At 59.2% G+C, this 20,027-nt stretch carries 20 protein-coding genes; 10 read left to right on the forward strand and 10 right to left on the reverse strand.

What is annotated here, in order from left to right; genetic code table 11:
* Positions 1-9 precede the first annotated feature (9 nt).
* From RGCCGE502_RS13145 to RGCCGE502_RS13160, 4 genes are all read right to left on the reverse strand, one after another.
* Entirely contained in the window at positions 10-1,032 is a 1,023-nt protein-coding gene (locus tag RGCCGE502_RS13145) for a glycosyltransferase (protein WP_016554658.1), read from the reverse strand.
* Positions 1,029-2,060: a glycosyltransferase gene (locus RGCCGE502_RS13150; protein WP_016554659.1), complete on the reverse strand. Its 1,032-nt coding sequence runs from the start codon at positions 2,058-2,060 to the stop codon at positions 1,029-1,031. Before RGCCGE502_RS13150 ends, RGCCGE502_RS13145 begins: the two co-directional genes overlap by 4 nt.
* Before the next feature lie 12 nt (positions 2,061-2,072).
* Positions 2,073-2,882, reverse strand: a complete 810-nt coding sequence (locus RGCCGE502_RS13155; protein ID WP_016554660.1) for a glycosyltransferase family 2 protein — start codon at positions 2,880-2,882, stop codon at positions 2,073-2,075.
* Between the two features lie 92 nt (positions 2,883-2,974).
* Positions 2,975-3,442 carry an Lrp/AsnC family transcriptional regulator gene (locus RGCCGE502_RS13160; RefSeq protein ID WP_007534169.1) on the reverse strand — a complete coding sequence of 156 codons (468 nt, stop codon included), beginning with the start codon at positions 3,440-3,442 and terminating at the stop codon, positions 2,975-2,977.
* A 234-nt stretch (positions 3,443-3,676) separates the two neighbouring features.
* Between RGCCGE502_RS13160 and trxB the strand changes: the two genes are divergently transcribed.
* From trxB to RGCCGE502_RS13185, 5 genes are all read left to right on the forward strand, one after another.
* Positions 3,677-4,651 (forward strand): thioredoxin-disulfide reductase, encoded by a 975-nt coding sequence (gene trxB / locus RGCCGE502_RS13165; RefSeq protein WP_016554661.1) that lies wholly within the window; start codon positions 3,677-3,679, stop codon positions 4,649-4,651.
* 23 nt (positions 4,652-4,674) lie between these two features.
* Positions 4,675-5,571, forward strand: a complete 897-nt coding sequence (locus tag RGCCGE502_RS13170; RefSeq protein WP_018857199.1) for a LysR family transcriptional regulator VtlR — start codon at positions 4,675-4,677, stop codon at positions 5,569-5,571.
* Between the two features lie 540 nt (positions 5,572-6,111).
* A complete protein-coding gene (locus RGCCGE502_RS13175) occupies positions 6,112-6,405 on the forward strand; it encodes an ArsR/SmtB family transcription factor (protein WP_016554663.1) in 294 nt (97 codons plus the stop codon).
* Positions 6,406-6,604: 199 nt separating this feature from the next.
* Complete coding sequence (locus RGCCGE502_RS13180) at positions 6,605-7,729, forward strand: alkene reductase (RefSeq protein ID WP_016554664.1); 1,125 nt, start codon at positions 6,605-6,607, stop codon at positions 7,727-7,729.
* 72 nt (positions 7,730-7,801) lie between these two features.
* Positions 7,802-8,605: an aminoglycoside phosphotransferase family protein gene (locus RGCCGE502_RS13185; protein WP_016554665.1), complete on the forward strand. Its 804-nt coding sequence runs from the start codon at positions 7,802-7,804 to the stop codon at positions 8,603-8,605.
* Positions 8,606-8,631: 26 nt separating this feature from the next.
* Here the strand turns inward: RGCCGE502_RS13185 and RGCCGE502_RS13190 are convergent, their stop codons facing one another.
* Positions 8,632-9,639, reverse strand: a complete 1,008-nt coding sequence (locus RGCCGE502_RS13190; RefSeq protein ID WP_040674555.1) for an SDR family NAD(P)-dependent oxidoreductase — start codon at positions 9,637-9,639, stop codon at positions 8,632-8,634.
* Between the two features lie 94 nt (positions 9,640-9,733).
* Between RGCCGE502_RS13190 and RGCCGE502_RS13195 the strand changes: the two genes are divergently transcribed.
* Entirely contained in the window at positions 9,734-10,645 is a 912-nt protein-coding gene (locus RGCCGE502_RS13195) for a LysR family transcriptional regulator (protein WP_016554667.1), read from the forward strand.
* A 27-nt stretch (positions 10,646-10,672) separates the two neighbouring features.
* Here RGCCGE502_RS13195 and RGCCGE502_RS13200 read toward each other — a convergent pair whose 3' ends face one another.
* Positions 10,673-10,954, reverse strand: coding sequence for a DUF2188 domain-containing protein (locus RGCCGE502_RS13200; protein WP_016554668.1), 282 nt, complete (start codon positions 10,952-10,954; stop codon positions 10,673-10,675).
* Between the two features lie 230 nt (positions 10,955-11,184).
* On the opposite strand from RGCCGE502_RS13200, the gene RGCCGE502_RS13205 reads away from it, so the two are divergent.
* Entirely contained in the window at positions 11,185-12,282 is a 1,098-nt protein-coding gene (locus RGCCGE502_RS13205; RefSeq protein ID WP_040674558.1) for a calcium:cation antiporter, read from the forward strand.
* A 20-nt stretch (positions 12,283-12,302) separates the two neighbouring features.
* Here the strand turns inward: RGCCGE502_RS13205 and RGCCGE502_RS13210 are convergent, their stop codons facing one another.
* The 3 genes from RGCCGE502_RS13210 to RGCCGE502_RS13220 all read right to left on the reverse strand — a co-directional run bounded on the left by RGCCGE502_RS13210 (position 12,303) and on the right by RGCCGE502_RS13220 (position 15,151).
* Positions 12,303-13,457: a GGDEF domain-containing protein gene (locus RGCCGE502_RS13210; protein WP_016554670.1), complete on the reverse strand. Its 1,155-nt coding sequence runs from the start codon at positions 13,455-13,457 to the stop codon at positions 12,303-12,305.
* Between the two features lie 137 nt (positions 13,458-13,594).
* Positions 13,595-14,797, reverse strand: a complete 1,203-nt coding sequence (locus RGCCGE502_RS13215) for a pyridoxal phosphate-dependent aminotransferase (RefSeq protein ID WP_016554671.1) — start codon at positions 14,795-14,797, stop codon at positions 13,595-13,597.
* Positions 14,798-14,926: 129 nt separating this feature from the next.
* Positions 14,927-15,151: a hypothetical protein gene (locus RGCCGE502_RS13220; protein ID WP_016554672.1), complete on the reverse strand. Its 225-nt coding sequence runs from the start codon at positions 15,149-15,151 to the stop codon at positions 14,927-14,929.
* Positions 15,152-15,171: 20 nt separating this feature from the next.
* On the opposite strand from RGCCGE502_RS13220, the gene RGCCGE502_RS13225 reads away from it, so the two are divergent.
* The 3 genes from RGCCGE502_RS13225 to RGCCGE502_RS13235 are packed head-to-tail and all read left to right on the forward strand — an operon-like array spanning position 15,172 to position 19,492.
* The gene (locus tag RGCCGE502_RS13225; protein ID WP_016554673.1) at positions 15,172-17,508 is read left to right on the forward strand and encodes a marine proteobacterial sortase target protein; all 2,337 of its coding nucleotides are present in this window, start codon (positions 15,172-15,174) and stop codon (positions 17,506-17,508) included.
* Complete coding sequence (locus RGCCGE502_RS13230; protein ID WP_016554674.1) at positions 17,505-18,287, forward strand: class GN sortase; 783 nt, start codon at positions 17,505-17,507, stop codon at positions 18,285-18,287. Before RGCCGE502_RS13225 ends, RGCCGE502_RS13230 begins: the two co-directional genes overlap by 4 nt.
* A 56-nt stretch (positions 18,288-18,343) precedes the next feature.
* On the forward strand, positions 18,344-19,492 hold the full coding sequence (locus tag RGCCGE502_RS13235; RefSeq protein ID WP_016554675.1) for a PQQ-dependent sugar dehydrogenase: 1,149 nt from the start codon (positions 18,344-18,346) through the stop codon (positions 19,490-19,492).
* Between the two features lie 8 nt (positions 19,493-19,500).
* Here RGCCGE502_RS13235 and RGCCGE502_RS13240 read toward each other — a convergent pair whose 3' ends face one another.
* Positions 19,501-19,983 (reverse strand): hypothetical protein, encoded by a 483-nt coding sequence (locus tag RGCCGE502_RS13240; RefSeq protein WP_040674571.1) that lies wholly within the window; start codon positions 19,981-19,983, stop codon positions 19,501-19,503.
* Positions 19,984-20,027: the final 44 nt, after the last annotated feature.

The following is a 20,027-nucleotide window of genomic DNA, read 5'->3' on the forward strand; positions in this document are numbered from 1 at the left end:
CCGGGGCCGTCAAGGCTTGCGCTTGAAGAGTTCAAGATAGGCGTCGGTAACAGCGTCTTCAGAAAACTGCCCCATCAACGTCTCCCGTCCACCGCCAGTCACCTTTGCCGCCAGCAAGGGATCATTGATCAAACGCTCAATCGCCTTCGAAAACCCGTCAGTGTCGCCGATCTCAACAAGAAGTCCATTCTCGCCGTCCCTCATGAACCACGACGGCCCCTCTGAGCGGCTGGAAACGACGGGTTTACCCTGCGCCCAAGCCTCCAGAATGACGTTGCCAAGCGGCTCATGGTTCGAGGGCATGACGAAGATGTCGGCAGCCGCCACAAACGGCCGCGTGTCTTTCTGCCATCCGAGAAACCGCACACGGTCCGTTACACCGAGATCTGATGCAACTTTCTTGACGTTTTCCAGTTCCTCGCCCTCGCCGGCGAGCCAAAGATAGACGTCCGGCAGCTTCGCCACCGCTGCCGTCAATAACGCAAACTCTTTCCGCGGCACGAAACGCCCCATGGACATGACGACGGGCGCGTCTCGTGGCGTGTCGAACACGGCACGATCGACCGGGGCCACTTGCTCGGTGCTCGTGAAGTTCGAGATTACCTCAACCCTACGCGTCCAGCCGATTTCGCGCACATGGTCGGCAATGCCGGGTGTATTGCAGACGAGAATGTCGGAGTTCTTGAAATACTTCAGATCGGTCGGATAATCTCCCAACCTGGAGATCTTGATGCATCCCTTGTAGTTCGGCATCAATTCGCTCGCGCGTGGCGCCCAGGCCATGATTGCATCCGGCCGAAGCCGTCGCGCACTAAAGGCGACTTTCAGCGGCAACAGGATCCGATCCAGCGAAACATTTCGAAAATTGCTTTCCACGATCGCGACCGAAGCCGGCATGTCCTTGCGCCAGATCCTGTTCGGTCGAATGACTGCGCTCTGCTCGACACCGCGCCGAGCCAAGGCGTTGACGAGGTGCACGAAGAACCGTTCGGCCCCGCCATCCTTGCCAAAGTGGAAATGCATCACCTTCACGGCGCACTTGTCCCCGTCTCGAACAAACGGATGTAGGCCTGCGTGATCGCTTCTTCGGAAAACCGGTTCTTAAGCGTCTCCTGACCGCCTTCGATCAATGCGGTGCGCAGGTCAGGCTCATCGCGAACGCGTGCGATCGCGTTCGCGAGACCGTCGACATCGCCGCAATCAACCATCAGGGCATCCTTGCCGTCTGTCATCACCCAGCTCGGGCCCTCGGCGCGAGAACCAATCGTTGGCTTGCCAGCGCCCCACCCTTCAAGGCATACATTGCCGAGTGGCTCGTGCAGCGACGTCACGGTGAATACATCGGCGGACGCAAGATAGGCGTAGGCATTGGTCTGCCATCCCGCAAAGCGAACACGCTCCCGCAGGCCGAGTTCGTCGGTTAGCTTTTCAAGGTTTTCGCGCTCCGGCCCATCCCCCAGCAGCCACAGAAATGCGCCTTGCGTCTTTGCGATGGCCTTGATCAGCACATCGAAGCCCTTCCGCTTAACGAAGCGACCCATGCCGATGACGACGAAAGCTTCGGCGGGTGTTTGCAGTGATTCCCGGGCAATCGGCTCGCTTGGGGTCGAGCGGGTAAAGTTTGCAATGACTTCCACGCCCCGCGTCCAGCCGAGTTCGCGCACCCGCTTGCCTATATCGGGTGTAATGCAGACGAGCGTTTCGGAATTGCGATAGTAGCCGAGGTGCTCTGGATAATCACCGAGCCGCGAAATGCGTCGAGCGTTCTTGTACCGCGGCATGAAGCGGCTCGCGCGCAATTGCCATGACATGATTACATCAGGCTGAAAATCGTTCAGGATAGCGCGCATGCGCGCCGACAAGATAAAGCGCGAGAGCGAAATGCGCCGGAACGTCCCCTCATAAACCTCACCGCATTTTTCAATGTCCTTGCGCCAGCTGCGATCGGGACGAATGAGCGCACGCTGCTCTACGCCACGATCGTGGAGCGCATTGACGAGGTTGACAAAGAAGCGTTCAGCTCCGCCCTCCTTGCCGAAATGGATATGCATCACTTTCATCGCGATTGGACCTTAGTGCTTTCCTGCGTCGTCAAAGCTCGGATGCTTCTCAGCAGCCCTGCGCTGGTACAACTTTGCCTGCGTAAGAAACGCGTAGACTGCGCCGGTCATCGCCTCGATAAAGCCCGACTGCCCACAGCGCCACAAACCGTTGTGAAAATAGAGACGCCAGAAATAGAGCAGCGGGCTGAAGATCAGCCTGAGAAAGGTCGTGCCCTCGCCTAAGGCGAAATGCTGATCAGCCTTCAAAGTCGAATATTTGTTCTCTTTGAGGATCTGTTCGTCGATGACCAGTGGCCGGTAGTGAAGCAGGCTCCCGGACGAGGCATCCTGAACCCGACCGGTCGGCACGATACCTTCGTGAACGGTTTGCGTCAGGTCATAAGCGCCTCTGCCTTTACGGATAAGCCGCAGATTCTTCCGCTCGTGCACGCGCTCAGGCGTGTAGCCGTAGCCGATCAGATACGGCCGACGCGCAACACGCCAGCCAACAACATCGTCCGGCGCCACGATGAGCTTCGGCAAAAGCTTTCTCAATGGCGCATCGAGCCTTTCATCGGAATCAATATTCAAGCGCCAGGGCTGCGTGCATTGGTCGAGCGCAAACTGCTTCTGCCCTGCGTAGCCACGCCACCTCTCGTGAAACAACCGGATCGGCCACCCCTTGTCGATATAGGATTGCAGCAAGGCAACGGTGCCATCCGTCGAGCCGGAGTCAACGACCACAATCTCCGCGCACTTATCCAAGCTCTCGATGCAATTGCCGAGATATGCTTCTTCGTTCAAGCAAATGATGAACGCGGAAATAGGCAACTTGGTCATTGAACGATCTTCGTGTCTTCTTCCGCAGCAAACGGCTCACAAAGCGCCTTCAATAAGGCATAAGCCGCTCAATTCATAGAGCTTAGCTGCGCTCAGACTTCGACCAGACCCACCCGCTTGACCTGTCGGATCGTCAGCATCGTTCGCACCGTGTCCACGTGCTCGTTTGCTGTCAGCACCTCGATAACGAAGTCCTGGAAACGCGTCAGGTTCTCGGCAACGCAATGCAAGAGGAAGTCACTGTCGCCCGAAACCATCCAGGCCTGACGCACCAGCGGCCATTGCGCCGTCGCTGCGGCAAACGCCTTCAGGTTGGCTTCCGACTGGTGCTTGAGCCCGACCATGCAGAAGGCGACGAGATCGAAGCCAAGCTTCGGGCTGTTCAGCATCGCGTGATAGCCTTCGATGACGCCGGTCTCTTCAAGCTTTCGCACGCGCCGCAGGCAAGGCGGCGCCGAAATGCCGACACGGTCGGCGAGCTCGACATTGGTCATCCGCCCGTCTGCCTGCAACTCCCGCAGTATCTTTATATCGATGGCATCAAGTTCGGCGCGCAGCACAATCCTGCCCTTCCTTTAATTCGTGATTGCCAGCTTCTATATAAAGCGACGGAATTCGCAAGAAAGTTTCAGCTCGGCGACGGATTGTTGCACCGGCAGCCGAGAAAGCCTTGTTGGTAACGCAGGGCTGCCCTTGAATAAAAGCACTGGACGTTCATAAATGGCGAATGGATCGCGGAACGGCCGCATTCGCCACTTAGCCGCCGCCCTCCTGACAGTTGAAAGGAAATACCCATGTCCGCCCGCCACACCAAGGTGCTCATTATCGGCTCCGGCCCTGCCGGCTACACGGCTGCCGTCTATGCAGCCCGTGCAATGCTGAAGCCCGTTCTGATCGCCGGCCTCGATCAAGGCGGACAGCTGATGATCACCACCGACGTGGAAAATTATCCGGGCTTTGCCGATCCGATCCAGGGACCATGGCTGATGGATCAGATGCTGCAGCAGGCAAAGCATGTCGGCGCCGAGATCGTCAACGATATCGTCACCGAAGTCGAGCTGAATCAGCGCCCGTTCGTAGCGCGCACGGATAGTGGTCAGGTCTGGACGGCTGATACGCTGATCATCGCAACCGGCGCCAAGGCAAAGTGGCTCGGCATCGAAAGCGAGCAGCATTTCCAGGGCTTCGGCGTTTCCGCCTGCGCGACCTGCGACGGCTTCTTCTACCGTAACAAGGATGTGATTGTTGTCGGCGGCGGTAACAGTGCTGTCGAGGAAGCGCTCTACCTCTCCAACATCGCGAAGTCCGTAACGGTCGTTCACCGCCGCGACAGCTTCCGTTCGGAGAAAATCCTGCAGGAACGCCTGTTCTCGAAGGAGAACATCAAGGTCCTCTGGAACACCGAGATCGCCGAGATCACTGGCACGCCGGCCAAGCCGCCAATGCCGCCGTCGGTTACGGGCGCTCGCCTGCGCGACACGCGCACGGGTGCGATCACCGAGGTTACAGTCGACGGCGTCTTTGTGGCGATCGGCCACGCCCCGGCGACCGAACTCTTCAAGGGCAAGCTGAAGCTGAAGGACAATGGCTATCTGTGGACCGCCCCCGATTCGACGGCGACCAGCCTGGAAGGCGTTTATGCCGCCGGTGACGTGACCGACGACACCTTCCGCCAGGCGATCACAGCCGCCGGCCTGGGATGCATGGCTGCTCTCGAAGCCGAACGATATCTGACGGGCCACATGCCCGTTGCCGTGGCCGCGGAGTAGGATCGGCTATGAGGGGTGGGGGAATGCCATTGGATTGGGACAAGCTGCGTATCTTTCACGCAGCTGCCGAAGCGGGTTCGTTCACGCATGCGGCGGATAAACTGCATCTGTCCCAGTCCGCGATCAGCCGTCAGGTCAGCGCGCTTGAACAGGATGTCGGCACCAAGCTCTTCCACCGCCATGCGCGCGGCCTGATCCTGACGGAACAGGGTGAGCTGCTGTATCGCACCGCCCACGACGTGCTGCTGAAGCTCGAAACCGTGAAGATGCAGCTGACCGAAACGACGGAAACGCCGACAGGCAAGCTCCGCGTCACGACGACCGTCGGCCTCGGACAGGGCTGGTTGACGGACAAGATCCAGGAGTTCATGCAGCTCTATCCTGACGTCCAGATCCAGCTGATCCTCGACAACGAGGAGGTGGACGTCAACATGCGCTACGCGGATTGCGCCATCCGCTTGCGCCAACCGGTGCAGTCCGATCTCATCCAGCGTAAGCTGTTCACCGTCCACATGCACGTCTATGCGGCCCCCTCCTACATTAATCGCCATGGCGAGCCGCAAACGGTCGAAGACCTCGACAATCATCGCATTATCACATTTGGCGAGCCCGCCCCAAGCTACCTGCTCGACGTCAACTGGCTTGAAGTCGCCGGGCGCTCGTCCGACAACAAGCGAATCCCTCATCTGCAGATCAATAGCCAAACCTCGATCAAACGCGCCTGCCTTCTCGGCATGGGCGTCGCCTGTATGCCCGACTACATCGTCGGACGTGACCCTGGCTTGATCCAGCTACCGATCAATGCGGACGTGCCGTCCTTCGATACCTACTTCTGCTATCCGGACGAAATGAAGAATGCGGCCAAGCTGAAGGCCTTCCGCGACTTCATCGTCAGCAAGGCGCGCAACTGGAACTTCTAGTTGCCTCCATCAGAAATACAAGCCGTGCAACGTATGCATGTCTGGCATGCATAAATCGGGGTTGCCGTTTGCTCATTAAAACACCATATCGCACATAGCTGATGCACACGGTGGCTTTTCCTCCCAGTTCCACCGCATTAGCTGTTCCCCTCTGGAGGTTTTGACCTTCACACCTATAAGGGCCCCGATCTTTCGGTGGCCCTCTTTTTTTGCCCGATTTTTTTGCACTGCAGCAGAAAATTGTGCAGCGCATAGCAGGCATGCGCAAACGTGCATTGTAATCTGCCTCTCAAAGCATCATATCCAATTCAGCTGATGCATTTCGTGGCTTCTCTCCCAGTGCCACCGCGTTAGCTGTTCCCCTCTGGAGGTTTATTGACCTTCATACCTTAAAGGGCCCCGATCTTTCGGTGGCCCTCTTTTTTTGCCCAAAATCTAGCCACCTCGCGAAAGTCCGCAGCTCACGCCGTCGTGACTTGCATATCGGAAATTGCCGATCCATATATCGTTTAGAAACGATTTATAATTCGAATAACGGCGATGGAAAAAGACGAGATATTGAAAGCAATCGCTCATCCTACGCGGATGGAGATCCTCAACTGGTTGAAGAATCCCGAAGAGCACTTCGCCTCGCAGGAGCATCCGTTTGAGATGGGCGTGTGTGCCAGTCAGTTCGAGCGCTGCGGTCTCTCACAGTCGACAGTCTCGGCGCATCTCGGGACATTGAGCCGCGCGGGTCTCGTGACGACACGGCGCGTCGGCCAGTGGATCTTTTACAAGCGCAACGAGGAGACTATCGCGGCATTCCTGAAGCAACTTGCCATGGACCTATAAAGATGCCGTCGGCTTCCTGGCCTTCCGCCTCCGGCAGATCGGCGTCCGGTTGGGCAAAACAAGACCCGGTCGGCGTGAGCAGGCCGTGTCTCCATTTCACGTCAGCGGTGCTCCCCGCGACCGATACCACCCTCACCCAATCCTCCGCCGAATAGCATCCGCTTCGGCCAAGTGATCTTCCCACTGAGAAAGGACCTACATGAGCAAGCTTTTCGACCCCACCAAGGTTGGCGATATTTCCGTTAGGAATCACATCGTGATGGCGCCGCTGACTCGCAACCGATCGCCGGGCGCGATCCCGAATGATCTCAACGTCGAGTATTACCGTCAGCGTGCCACGGCCGGTCTCATTATCACTGAGGCAACCGCAATCACCCATCAAGGTCAGGGCTATGCCGACGTTCCGGGCCTTTACAAAAAGGAAGCACTCGACGGGTGGAAGCGTGTCACCGATGCTGTCCACGCCGCGGGAGGCAAGATCGTCGTGCAGATGTGGCATGTCGGCCGTATCTCGCACACGACACTGCAGCCGAACGGCGGCAAGCCCGTTTCCTCTACCAACCGCATTGCCAAGGCCAAGACCTACCTTGTCGATAACGACGGCTCCGGCGCGTTTGCCGATACCTCCGAGCCGCGCGCCCTTGAAACCTCGGAAATTCCGGGTATCGTTGAAGATTATCGCAAAGCGGCGCGTGCCGCGATCGACGCTGGCTTCGACGGTGTCGAAATTCACGGCGCAAACGGCTACCTGCTCGATCAATTCCTGCGTGACGGTGTGAACGACCGAAACGACCAGTATGGCGGCTCGATCGAAAACCGGGCGCGCTTCACCTTTGAAGTGGTAGATGCCGTGACCAAGGAAATCGGTGCCGGAAGCACCGCAATCCGCATTTCGCCGGTCACGCCTTCTGGAGAAAGCTACGATTCTGCCCCCCAGGTCCTCTTCACCCATTTGGTCGAGGGTCTGGCAAGATATGATCTCGCCTATATTCACGTCATCGAAGGTCAGACCGGCGGTGATCGCGATTTCATGCAGGGCACAAACCCCGCCTTCGACTATGCAGCTCTGCGCCAGGCTTACGAGAAGGCTGGCGGCAAGGCGAACTGGATGGTCAACAACGGCTATGACCGGGAAATGGCGATCGATGCCGTCGAGAGCGGCCGCGCCGATCTTGTCGCTTTCGGCAAACCGTTCATCGCCAATCCGGATTTGGTCGAACGCCTGGAAAAGAACCTGCCGCTGAACGCGCCGCAACAGGCAACCTTCTACGGTGGTGGGCCAAAGGGTTACATCGACTACCCCGTGGTGGAAAAAGCCGCCTAACCTCAAGAGCATGATGTGAGATCCCGCCTTAGGCGGGATTTCCTTTTCTCCTGACGCCGTTAGGATGCGGCCATGTTCGAATCCCATATCAACCGCTGGCGACTGACCGTCGACGGTCAACCGATCATCACCCATTCCAGCCACCTGTTGCCTGTCCTCTGGGACGGAAAAGCTGCGATGCTGAAACTCTCCCAGGATGAGGCCGAGCGAGCCGGCGGCGCCCTGATGCAATGGTGGGATGGCATCGGCGCTGCCAAGGTCTACGCACACGACGGCGAGGCCGTTCTGCTCGAGCGAGCAATGGGCAGTCAGTCACTGCTTGCAATGGCTATGGACGGCGCCGACGATGCGGCAACCCGCATTATGTGCAGCACCGTAGCCAAGCTTCATGCCCCACGCAGGCAGGCATTGCCAAACCTCATTCCGCTAGCGCTTTGGTTTCGCGAGCTGGAACCGACTGCCCGAGCTCACGGCGGCACATTGGCTCACTGCCACAGCATTGCTGAAAGCCTGCTTGCGGGCGCCACAGATCCCGTCGTCCTCCACGGCGACATTCACCACAGCAACATCCTCGATTTCCAACAGCATGGCTGGCTGGCAATCGACCCCAAGGGACTGGTCGGCGAACGCGGTTTTGACTATGCCAACATCTTTGCCAACGAAGACCTTCCGACGATAACGGCCTCGGGCCGTCTGCAGAGACAACTCCGGATCGTCGTGAGCAAGGCCGGCCTTGAGCCAAAACGCCTGTTGCAATGGATTGTAGCCTATTCCGGCCTGTCGGCGGCCTGGTTTCTTGGCGATGGATCGACGGGACAGGCCGAAAGTCCCCTCGCCGTGGCGCGTATCGCACTGGCCGAACTGCAGCAGGCTTAGACGATCAATGCAATCCTAAGCCGGTGCTAAAGCACCGCTTGCACCGAAGCAGCCGCTTCGATTTGTGGCCCCCCGGGCAGGCAACCGAGCGAAACCAGCGAGGCACGAACAGCTTCGTCGATGGCCGTATGCGGCTCGCTACCGAGCTCGGCGACCAATCGTTCATTCGACATCCGCAAAGGCTCCCGCCAGAGATAACGCATCTCTTTCAACTCTCGCATGAAGGTGATGAACGGCGCCGACAGCGGCACGATCCACCACGGAAAGGTGCGTGTCTTTATCTCTTTGCCGGCGACCCGCTCAATCGCGGCGGCCATCTGGCCACCATCTGCATCCCAGAAGCCGTCCATGTGATAGACCGCAAAGGATGGCAGGCGATCGCCGCGTTCGACGAGACGGATCATCGTCTCCGCAACGTCGGGCAGATAGGCCCATTGATGCCCGATACCGCGCCGGGCCGGATTCTTGATCGTCTGCACCGGTTTTCCGGGCGTGACCATGCCTTGCGAGAACCAGCTGCTCGCGGCCCCCGGTCCGAAGAAATCGCCCGCGCGGACGATGATGACCGGCACGCCGGTCCGCGAGGCAACCTCCAGACGTCGTTCCATTTCGACGCGGATCGCCCCCTTCTTCGTCACCGGATGCTGTGGGCTGTTTTCCCGAAGCATGGGAAAGGCATCTGGTCCGAAATTATAGACTGTTCCTGGCAAGACGATGCGGGCGCCGACCGAGCGGGCGGCAGCGATCGCGTTGTCAAGCATCGGGAGAACGAGCTTCTCCCAGTCACGATAACCCGGTGGATTGACGGCATGGATGATAAGGCTGACGCCTTGCGCGGCCGCCATGAGATCGGCGGCATTCATCGCATCGCCCTGGATCCACTGGAAGGTCGGCGCCTTCGAGCGAGCCCTTGATACGTCCCGGTTCAGCGCCCTCACCCGCCAGCCACGCGCGGCGAGCTTTCGTGCGACCTCGCCGCCGATTCCGCCGCTCGCACCCAGCACCAGCGCAACTTGTTTGTTCTGTTCCGTCACGATGATCTCCGTCATTTTTGAACTGACAAGATCATGCAGATATTCCCACATAAACGAAATTGACGAAATTCGTGCTGCCGCTATACATAAATCCATGAACAAGGAACCCGACTGGCATTTCTACCGAACCTTGCTCGCCGTTCTCGAATACGGATCGCTTTCGGCAGCAGCCCGCAATCTGGGCCTCACGCAGCCGACGGTTGGGCGCCACATCGATGCTCTCGAGGAGGCAATCGGCTCACAACTCTTCGTCCGCTCGCCGAACGGTCTCTTGCCCACCGACGCAGCCCTTGAATTGAAGCCTTACGCCGAAGCCCTGGCCGTAACATCGGCCGCGCTGCTGCGCACGGCCTCGGGACATCGGGAGCGAGTTGCCGGCACTGTCCGGATAAGTGCCAGCGAAGTGATCGGCGTGGAAGTGCTTCCGCCCATTCTTGCACCACTCGTCGCGGCTTACCCCGACCTCAACATCGAACTCTCTGCGTCGGATGCCATCGAGGACCTTCTTACCCGCGAGGCAGATATCGCCGTTCGGATGGCGGAGCCAGTCCAGGATCAGCTTGTCGCCCGCCATATAGGGGAGATACCGCTGGGCCTCCACGCCCACCGTCGCTATCTCGAGCGACACGGAGTGCCGCAGGAGATGGCCGACCTGACACGACATCGCTTTGTCGGTTTCGACCGCCCGACGGCCTACATCAGAACCATGATAACGCGCTTTCCTATTCCTGAGGGGCTCACCTTCACCTTCAAGAGCGACAACCCGCTTGCGCAGATCTCTGCTATTCGCGCCGGCATGGGGATAGGAATTTGCCAGGCGGGGCTTGCTGCCAGGGACCCGGATCTTTTGCCCGTCCTGCAGGAGCATTTCCGCATACCGCTCGACACATGGGTCGTCATGCACGAGGGAACGAAGACCGCACGCCGCTACCGCGTCACGTTCGACGCGCTTGTAGACGGCCTGATGAATTACGTGGGAGAAACGGCGCGCAAGCGCCGGCGCTGATCATCGCATTGGCGATCAGGCACCATGTCATGCGCGCGGCGAAGTTTCGCTGGAATGGCTTTTCCACGTTCCGTCGACCACCTCGGTCTCTGGCCGGTCCCCGCCTTCGGCGTACTCCTCATGCCATTTTCCCTTGTCATCCTGCCAGCTGATTTCTGCGGAATCACCGCCGACCTGCTGTTCGGCCGCAACGATACGGGCTGCTTCGAGCGCTTCGGAATGTGTCGGGAATGCTTCGGAATACACACCACCCAACCGGTAGGCCCAGCCCCCGTCGTGAGGCACGACCTCGTAGACCACCTTGACCATGCATTTCACTCCTCTTCTTCTTGTTCGCGCTCCAATGCGGACCGGATGCATCCAGTTCTGCGCGGGCCGCGTTGCAAGAGACGAGTGGGCGCCGCGATGTGCTTCCGGCTGACCGATGCGTTAGTATTCCATTAAATTCTCAAGACTGCAAACGCACTGGCTACCATGCTCGCTTGCCATGCAAAATCATCGCTTTAGACTTCTTGGATGAATCAAAGTCGGAGCTTTTCGTGCAAATCGTGTCGCGACTGAAAGACGAAATGTTCCTTGTGTTGGCAATGGCCGTCGCCGTCGTCGCGTATTTCTCGGAACATACCGTCCTTGAAATGGGGCGTGGCATGTCGCTGATCGCGGCCGTAGCGCTTGTTGCCACGATCGTCGTCGCCTCCGTTCGCGTCGCCCATCATGCCGAGATCCTGGCAATCAAGGTCGGTGATCCCTACGGAACGATGATCCTGACGCTGTCGGCGGTTGCCGTAGAGGTCATCATCCTCGCAATCATGATGAGCGGCGAAAGCTCCCCTACCCTCGTTCGCGATACAATCTACGCTGCCCTTATGCTCGACATCAACGGCATTCTCGGCCTCGCCGCTCTGCTCGGCGGCTTGAAGCACGGCGAGCAACCCTACAACGACAATTCTGGCAAAACCTACGGCGTCATGATTCTCACCGCCATGGGCATCTCGATGATCGTTCCGGAATTCGTGCCCGACGACAAATGGCACTATTATTCCGCCTTCACCATCGTGGCGATGATCGCGCTTTACGGCTTGTTCCTGCGTATGCAAGTCGGTCAGCACAGCTACTTCTTCAGCTATGCCTACCCGCGGGGAGAGCGGAAGAAGACGGACGCCGAGGAACACTCGGCCGAAGACTCCACGATGGTCTCGATTGCAACAATCCTGATCGGGGTCGTCATCATCGGCCTCCTGGCGGAATTCATGTCGACTTTCATGACGGAAGGCTTGCGAGACACTGGCGCCCCAGTCGCGCTTACCGCCATCGTTGTGGCTGCGATTTCGGCTGCGCCCGAAATCCTCACCGCGCTCCGTGCCGCTCTGCGCAACCGCATGCAGGCGACCGTGAACATCGCCATGGGCGCCTCGTTGTCCACCGTCATCCTGACGGTCCCTGTCATGGAGGCGATCGCCCTCTACACCGGCCAGCCTTTCATCATGGCGATGACGCCGGTACAGACCGTTATGGTAGCGATTACGCTGATTGCGGCGGCGATTAATCTCAACGACGGCGAAACCAACGCCATCGAAGGCATGACGCACTTCATTCTTTTCGCGACGTTCCTGATGCTATCGGCGCTCGGTCTCTGAACGAACTAAACGACAGATCGTCAGGCAGCGGCACGAATGCCGGGCTCGAATAGAACTGAACGATCGCGCCCAGAATCCTTCGCCGCGTAGAGCGCGGCGTCGGCCGTCTTGATCAAATCAGTCAAGGAAGGTTGGCTTTCCTCTACGGCAGCGACGCCGATACTCACCGTAAGCGATATCTGTTCGCCGCCACATTCAACGACAAGAGTACGCACGACTTTGCGAATGCTCTCCGCTATAGCGAGTGCTTCACTGGGCGCAGCCTTTGGCAAGTACACGCCGAATTCTTCTCCACCCAGCCGACCGAAGCTGTCGCCCGCCCGCATGGTGCGGCTGATCGCTCCTGCAAACGATACGAGTACCGTATCGCCGGCATCATGACCGAAACGGTCGTTCACCTGTTTGAAGAAATCCAGATCCATCAGCAGTAACGCGCTGCCTTTCAGCGCCGTGCGTGGTAGCCGTGACATGAACCAGCGCCGATTGCCGATGCCGGTCAGCATGTCCGTTTCGGCGACACGCCGCAACTCTGCTTCGGTTCGCTCCGTGGCAAGGATGACAACGAATAGCGCGACCGCGAATTGCGACATGATCCGCAAGAAGAAGGCCCATATAGGTGTCATCGGCGCGACGTCGCGTGCGAGGAGACCGACGACTACCATCAATGCAAGCAGCCCACCCAGGCCAATCGAGGCGGCGAGCGGTATCCGCGCTGGCAACCGCTCACGCGCGCCATCCCCCAGCACACAAACGGCAGAAGCCATTAGCGACGCGAACGCAAAAGCGTTGCCGACACTGCCCCGCAAATAGCTTGTAACGTGAAATTGCGTTGCCACCGCAACAACGGCCGCCAGGGGCGGAATGGCAAGCGCTGCCCAATCCATGCGCCGAAACTTGCTGCTGCTCAGCCGGCGGATGCCGATCCAGAAGAGTGCGTACCCCGTCATGCCGAGGACGATGCTGCCGAAACCCCAAACCGGAACCGACAACAAATGCTGCTCGCCCAATCCGGCCAGAGCCGAGGCCAGAGCAAGCGCAAAATAGCCCGCCGCGAGTGCCCCTAAGCCTTCGCCGCCCCGCGATTGAATGCGCATGTAAACGAAGCAGACTGCACCGACCAGAAAGGAACATTGGTGCAGCAGGAGAACAGTCGCCAAATCGAGATGGATGGTCATGATCCCGAAAACATCAGAGCCAAGGAAATTCGCCCGACAGATAAGCGACAGTTGTTAGCGAAGATTGAATTGCTAGCCTGCAAAAAAGAACCCGCCGTTTCTGGCGGGTTCTAACACATCAGCGCGCAGATCGAAGCTTACTTGCAAGCGCCGCAGAAGCGCTGGATGCGCTTGCAGGCTTCCTCGAGCAACGCTTCCGAGGTCGCGTAGGAGATGCGGAAGTTGGGGCCGAGGCCGAAGGCCGAGCCATGAACGACGGCAACGCCTTCGCTTTCCAGCAGCTCCGAAACGAAATCTTCGTCGGTCTCGATCACCTTGCCCGATGGTGCGGTCTTGCCGATCAGGCCGGCGCAGGACGGATACACGTAGAAGGCGCCTTCCGGCGACGGGCAGGTGATCCCCTTCGCCTGGTTCAGCATCGAGACGACGAGGTCACGGCGACCTTCGAAGATCTTCTTGTTCACAGGGATGAAATCCTGCGTACCGTTGAGCGCCTCGACGGCGGCCCACTGGGCGATTGACGTCGCACCCGAGGTCTGCTGGCCCTGGATCATGTCCATCGCCTTGATCAGCTCGATCGGGCCAGCTGCATAGCCGATACGCCAGCCGGTCATCGCGTATGCCTTGGAGACGCCGTTCATCGTCAGCGTGCGGTCGTAGAGCTTCGGCTCGACTTCGACGGGCGTGACGAACTTGAAGTCGCCATAGGTCAGATGCTCATACATGTCGTCGGTCAGCACCCAGACATGCGGATGCTTCAGGAGCACGTCGGTCAGAGCCTTGAGTTCGTCATGCGTATAGGCAGCACCCGATGGGTTGGACGGCGAGTTGAAGATGAACCACTTCGTCTTCGGCGTGATCGCCTTGTCGAGGTCGGCAGCCTGGAGCTTGAAGTTGTTTTCCTGCGTCGCCGAGACGATTACCGGGGTACCACCGCACAGCGCAACCATCTCCGGGTAGGACACCCAGTATGGCGCCGGGATCACGACTTCGTCGCCCGGGTTCAGCGTCGCCATGAAGGCGTTGAACAGGATCTGCTTACCACCCGTGCCGACGATCGTCTGCTCCCAGGAATATTCCAGGCCATTCTCGCGCTTGAACTTCGCGGCAATTGCCTTGCGCAGCTCAGGGATACCGGAGACCGGCGTGTACTTCGTCTCGCCGCGATTGATCGCGTCGATGGCAGCCTTCTTGATATTGTCAGGCGTATCGAAATCCGGCTCTCCGGCACCAAGGCCGATCACATCGCGTCCTTTCGCTTTCAGCTCGCGCGCTTTCTGGGAAACGGCGATGGTGGCTGAAGGCTTCACACGGGAAAGAGCATCGGCAAGAAAGGCCATGATATCGGTCCTATACGGTTGATTTGGGCAGAAGGCCGGGACCGGAATTCTGCGCTAAGCTCTATGTCCAATGTAAGCAGGCATTTCAAGCGCAAAGGCGTGATGGCGCCGATGATTCTTCGTGATCAGTCAGCTCACAAAATCGCCGATTCGCGACATCATCCCCGCAGCCTGCTGAATCATTTTGCGAAGAAGTTGATTCAGCTTCTGAAGACAGCCGGATTTACGCCCTGAAATCAAAAACTTCGCCATTTTCCGACTTTGCCACGAATTGGCCGCAACAAATGCCGCGGCATGCCGCAATTCGGTCGCGAGCGCGCCGAGATCGAAGCCGCATTTTGTGGCATCCGACATTGGTTATTGAGGGCATACCCATGTTTCTGGAAGACGAGTTCGTCATAAGGCGCCTCCGCGCCCGCCGCGTATCCATCTCATTGCTGGTTGCATTCGTAGCGCTCGCCGCGTCGATCCTTATGACATTCGGGCTCGTCACGACGGTTTATGCCGAAGAAAGCCAGCAGAAGGTCGAGCAACTCGCCGGACTCGTTCGACCGAACGACGTCAATAGCGGCTCGCTGCTCTTTCCAGCCAAGGAGCCCGGTTTCTTCGTCGAGGCCCCGCGCCTGAAGACCGATGTGCATGTGGATGTTTCCGGCCCCATTGCTCGTGTCAAGGTCACGCAACGTTTCCAGAACCCGAGTAAGGGCTGGGTTGAGGGCACCTACGTCTTTCCGCTGCCGGAAAACTCCGCCGTCGACGTGCTGAAGATGCAGATCGGCGAACGCTTCATCGAAGGGCAGATCAAGCCGCGCCAGGAAGCGCGCGAAATCTACGAACAGGCAAAGGCCGAAGGCAAGAAGGCCGCTCTGCTCGAGCAGCAGCGCCCAAACATCTTCACCAACCAGGTCGCCAACATCGGCCCGGGCGAAACGATTGTCGTGCAGATCGAATACCAGCAGGCGATCCATCAGTCCGGCGGCGAATTCTCGCTGCGCTTTCCGATGGTCGTCGCCCCGCGCTACAATCCTGCGCCGATTGTCCAGGCCGTGGAGTTCAACAATGGCGCAGGTTTTGCGGCCCCCGTTGATCCGGTGGAAAATCGCGAGAAGATCGAAGCGCCTATCCTCGATCCACACGAGAATGCAAAGATCAATCCCGTCGCGCTCACCGTCGATCTCAAGGCCGGCTTCCCGCTTGGCGACGTGAAGTCTTCGTTCCACGACGTCGACATCAAGCAGGACGGTGACCAGAACCGTATGATCTCGCTCAAAGGTGAAAGCGTTGCTGCTGACAAGGACTTCGAGCTCACCTGGAAGGCCGCGCCAGGCAAGACGCCGAGCGCCGGGCTTTTCCGCGAGGTCGTCAATGGTAAGACCTATTTGCTCGCCTTCGTGACACCACCGGCAATACTGGATGCATCCCAGCCTACGGCCAAGCGCGAGGTCGTCTTCGTCATCGACAATTCCGGCTCCATGTCAGGCCCGGCGATCGAGCAGGCCAAGGAAAGCCTGGCACTCGCAATCTCGAAGCTCAATCCGGATGACCGCTTCAATGTCATCCGCTTCGACGACACCATGACTGATTACTTCAACGGTCTCGTCGCCGCCTCGCCCGACAATCGCGAGAAAGCCATTGCCTACGTGCGCGGGCTGACCGCCGACGGCGGCACCGAAATGTTGCCGGCACTGCAGGATGCCCTGCGCAACCAAGGTCCGGTCGCAAACGGAGCGCTTCGTCAGGTCGTGTTCCTGACGGACGGCGCAATCGGCAACGAGCAGCAGCTCTTCGCCGAGATCAACCAGAACCGCGGCGACGCCCGCGTCTTCACCGTCGGCATCGGCTCGGCGCCGAACTCCTACTTCATGACCAAGGCTGCCGAAACAGGACGCGGCACGTTCACCCAGATCGGCTCGACGGATCAGGTCGCAAGCCGCATGGGAGAGTTGTTCGCAAAGCTTCAGAACCCGGCGATGACCGATATTGCAGCTACGTTCGACGGCATAAGGGCCGAGGATATCACGCCGAACCCTATGCCTGACCTCTACACGGGTGAGCCGGTCATCCTCACTGCCGAACTGCCGGAGGAAAAGCCCGCGGGTAAACTGCAGATCATAGGCAAAACCGGCATTCAGCCTTGGCGCATCGACATGGATATCGCCAACGCCGCCAATGGCGAAGGCATTTCGAAGCTCTGGGCGCGGCGCAAGATCGATGATCTCGAAGCCCTTGCCTACGAGAGGCAGGACCGCGCGTCGCTCGACAAGGACATCGAGACGGTAGCGCTCGCCCATCACCTCGTCTCACGTGTGACCAGCCTTGTCGCGGTCGACGTCACGCCGTCCCGTCCGGCCGGCGAACCCGTCGGCTCGGCAAAGCTGCCGCTCAACCTGCCCGATGGATGGGATTTCGAAAAGGTCGTAGGAGAAGAAGCCCTGCCCGCACCTGCGAGCCCGCCCGATCACGCGATGGCAGCGCCCCAACAGCAGTTTGCGCAGCTGACAGCATCCCGAATGGCCGCCGCCCCGACGGCAAAGGCAGCTGGCTTGATCGCCCAGAAATCCGCTTCGGTAAAGCTGCCGCAAACGGCAACGCGCGCGGACGAACAGATCCTGAAAGGAATCGTCATGCTTCTCACCGCGCTGATTGCGGCAAGCGGGCTTGCCATCTGGCGCCGCCGCGTACGAGGCATCTTTGCAGGAGCCAAATCATGACGCGTATGATGTCGCGAGCCGGGCTGCGAAACCAGGAAGCGGACGAATTCGGCCCACTTCCAACCTATCTCGAGCTCGCCATGGCGACAGCGGCAGCGACCGCTTACGATGTGACGAGCGAGCAAAAAAGCCGCGCGCTGCTACCGCGTCTTTCTATGGTCGAAAAAGCCATTGCCGCCGGCATCGCAGCGCTCGCACTCTACGGAACGGTGTTGGTTGCCGACGGAGTCTACATCAAGGCCAAGGCCGAACTGTCGCAAATCCTCCTGAAGCGCGCCTTTGCTGCCGAGCTTCGCGGCGAAGACACCAAACCCTGGCCCTGGGCGGATTTCACGACCGAGGCAGAGGTAACCGCGCCGCGCCTCGGCAAGCATGCGATTGTTCTTTCTGGAGCTTCCGGAGAGGCGCTGGCTTTCGGTCCCGCCTGGCTCGCCAATACGCCCCAACCCGGCGACGAGGGAACCTCCGTCATCGCCGCCCATCGCGACACCCACTTCCGATGGCTGAAGGACGTCAAACCGGGCGACGAGATCGAGGTCACACGGCGCGACGGCAAAGTCCTGACCTTCAAGGCAGGCGAAGGCCGTATCGTGCCCTGGGATCAGAGCGGCATCGACCCGGCAGCGCAAGGCCGCCATCTCGTGCTTGCGACCTGCTGGCCATTCGGTGCGACCGAACGCGGTCCTTTGCGCTATATCGTCGAGGCGGAACTCGTCGATCCACGGCCGACCGGCGCGATATCGTCGACAAACACAAAGCCGTTATTCCAAGTGGAGTGAGGTTGAAGCAGGTGCGCGGCGCTCCACGTTGACTGGGACAGGCAACGGGACGAACCATGACAGCACCTCCAAAGCTTCAATTCGGATTTCTCTTGGCAACCGCGATCTTTGCCGCCTCCGCAGGCCTTGCGGCCGATATCGTCAAGACGAAAGCGGTCGAGGTGCAGGTCGATACGATTGCAACAGGGCTTGAACACCCCTGGGCAGTGGAGGTGCTCCCCGACGCCTCGTATCTCGTCACCGAGAGACCGGGACGGCTGCGCATCGTCCGTGACGGCAAGCTCTCCGCCCCCATTGCCGGCGTCCCTGAGGTCAGCGCCCGCAGCCAAGGCGGCCTGATGGACGTTGCGCTCGCGCCTGATTTCGCAACAAGCCGAAAGATATTCCTGACGGCTGCGACAAGAGCCAAAGGCGGCTCTGGCACGGAGGTGTTCAGTGCCACGCTGTCAAAAGACGGCACAAGGCTGAATGACGTCAAATCCATCTTCGCGATGAAGCGCTTCACCAGCGGCAATATCCAGTACGGCTCCCGCATCGCCTTCGCCAAGGATGGCTCGCTGTTCATCAGCATCGGTGACCGCGGCGACCGGGATCGTTCCCAGGACTGGAAGGATGACGCCGGCTCCATCATCCACCTCAATGCCGATGGCAGCATTCCCGATGACAATCCCTTCAAGGATGGCGCCAAGGCGCTCCCGGAAATCTGGTCGAAAGGCCACCGCAATCCGCAGGGCATCGCTTTTGATGCCGCCGACGGCAAGCTTTACACCGTTGAGCACGGCGCCCGCGGCGGTGATGAGATCAACGCCATCGAGCCGGGCAAGAACTATGGCTGGCCAATCATAACCTATGGCCGCGACTATTCCGGAGCGGAGATCGGCGAAGGCACTGCCAAGGAAGGACTTGAGCAACCTCTCTACTATTGGGACCCGTCCATAGCGCCGGGTGCCCTGGCAATTTATCGCGGCAAGATGTTTCCCGAATGGGACGGCAACTTTCTGGTCGCCGCGCTGAAATTCCAGCTGCTTTCGCGAATGCAGCGCGACGGTACCGGCGCTTTCGTCGCCGAGGAGCGAATGTTCGACGGTTCCTATGGCCGGATGCGGGATGTGGTCGTTGCCCCTGACGGCGCTTTGCTGATCCTTACGGACGAGGACGATGGTTCGTTGCTGAGAATCTCCCGAGCGCCAGCCAACAATGGCTAGTGGGAGGCCTATAGCCCGGCGCGCAGGTCCTTTCGGATCACGAACTTCAAGCCGGACCATGTCTTGTCAATAGCGCAGACTTTGACGTCGACCATGCCCAGAGGCAGGAAGATCGTTCGCAGCACGTCTTCGGTGACCGTCGTCGAAACCCGCGCGGCTTTCTTGGGCCAGGAAATCCATAGCATCCCGTCCGGTTTCACAGCGGTTGAGAGAGCTAAAGCCATATCCTCCAGGACTGGCCGGCCCGTTTCGAAAACGTGGATGTAGTCGAAGCGACGCTCGACCCCTGATGGCAACGCTGTCTCGATCGAGGAGAAATGCCCAAAGGTTTCTATCTCGGCAATCTCGGGCACGCCGATCAGCAATGTCGCCTGCCCCGCCCTCAAGCCCAGCTTTCGCGTGAGCGATCTGCCCGAATATCCCGCCGGCGCATCGCCCTGCTGCCGTGCCGCAGCTTTTTCGTCCAGCGATGAAACCGCTTTCGTGGTAATCCGTTTGCTCTCTGCGCTGCAAGGAATAGCGACATTCTTCACCC

Origin of the sequence: Rhizobium grahamii CCGE 502 (assembly GCF_000298315.2) — a bacterium.
In the GTDB taxonomy this organism is placed as follows: domain Bacteria; phylum Pseudomonadota; class Alphaproteobacteria; order Rhizobiales; family Rhizobiaceae; genus Rhizobium; species Rhizobium grahamii.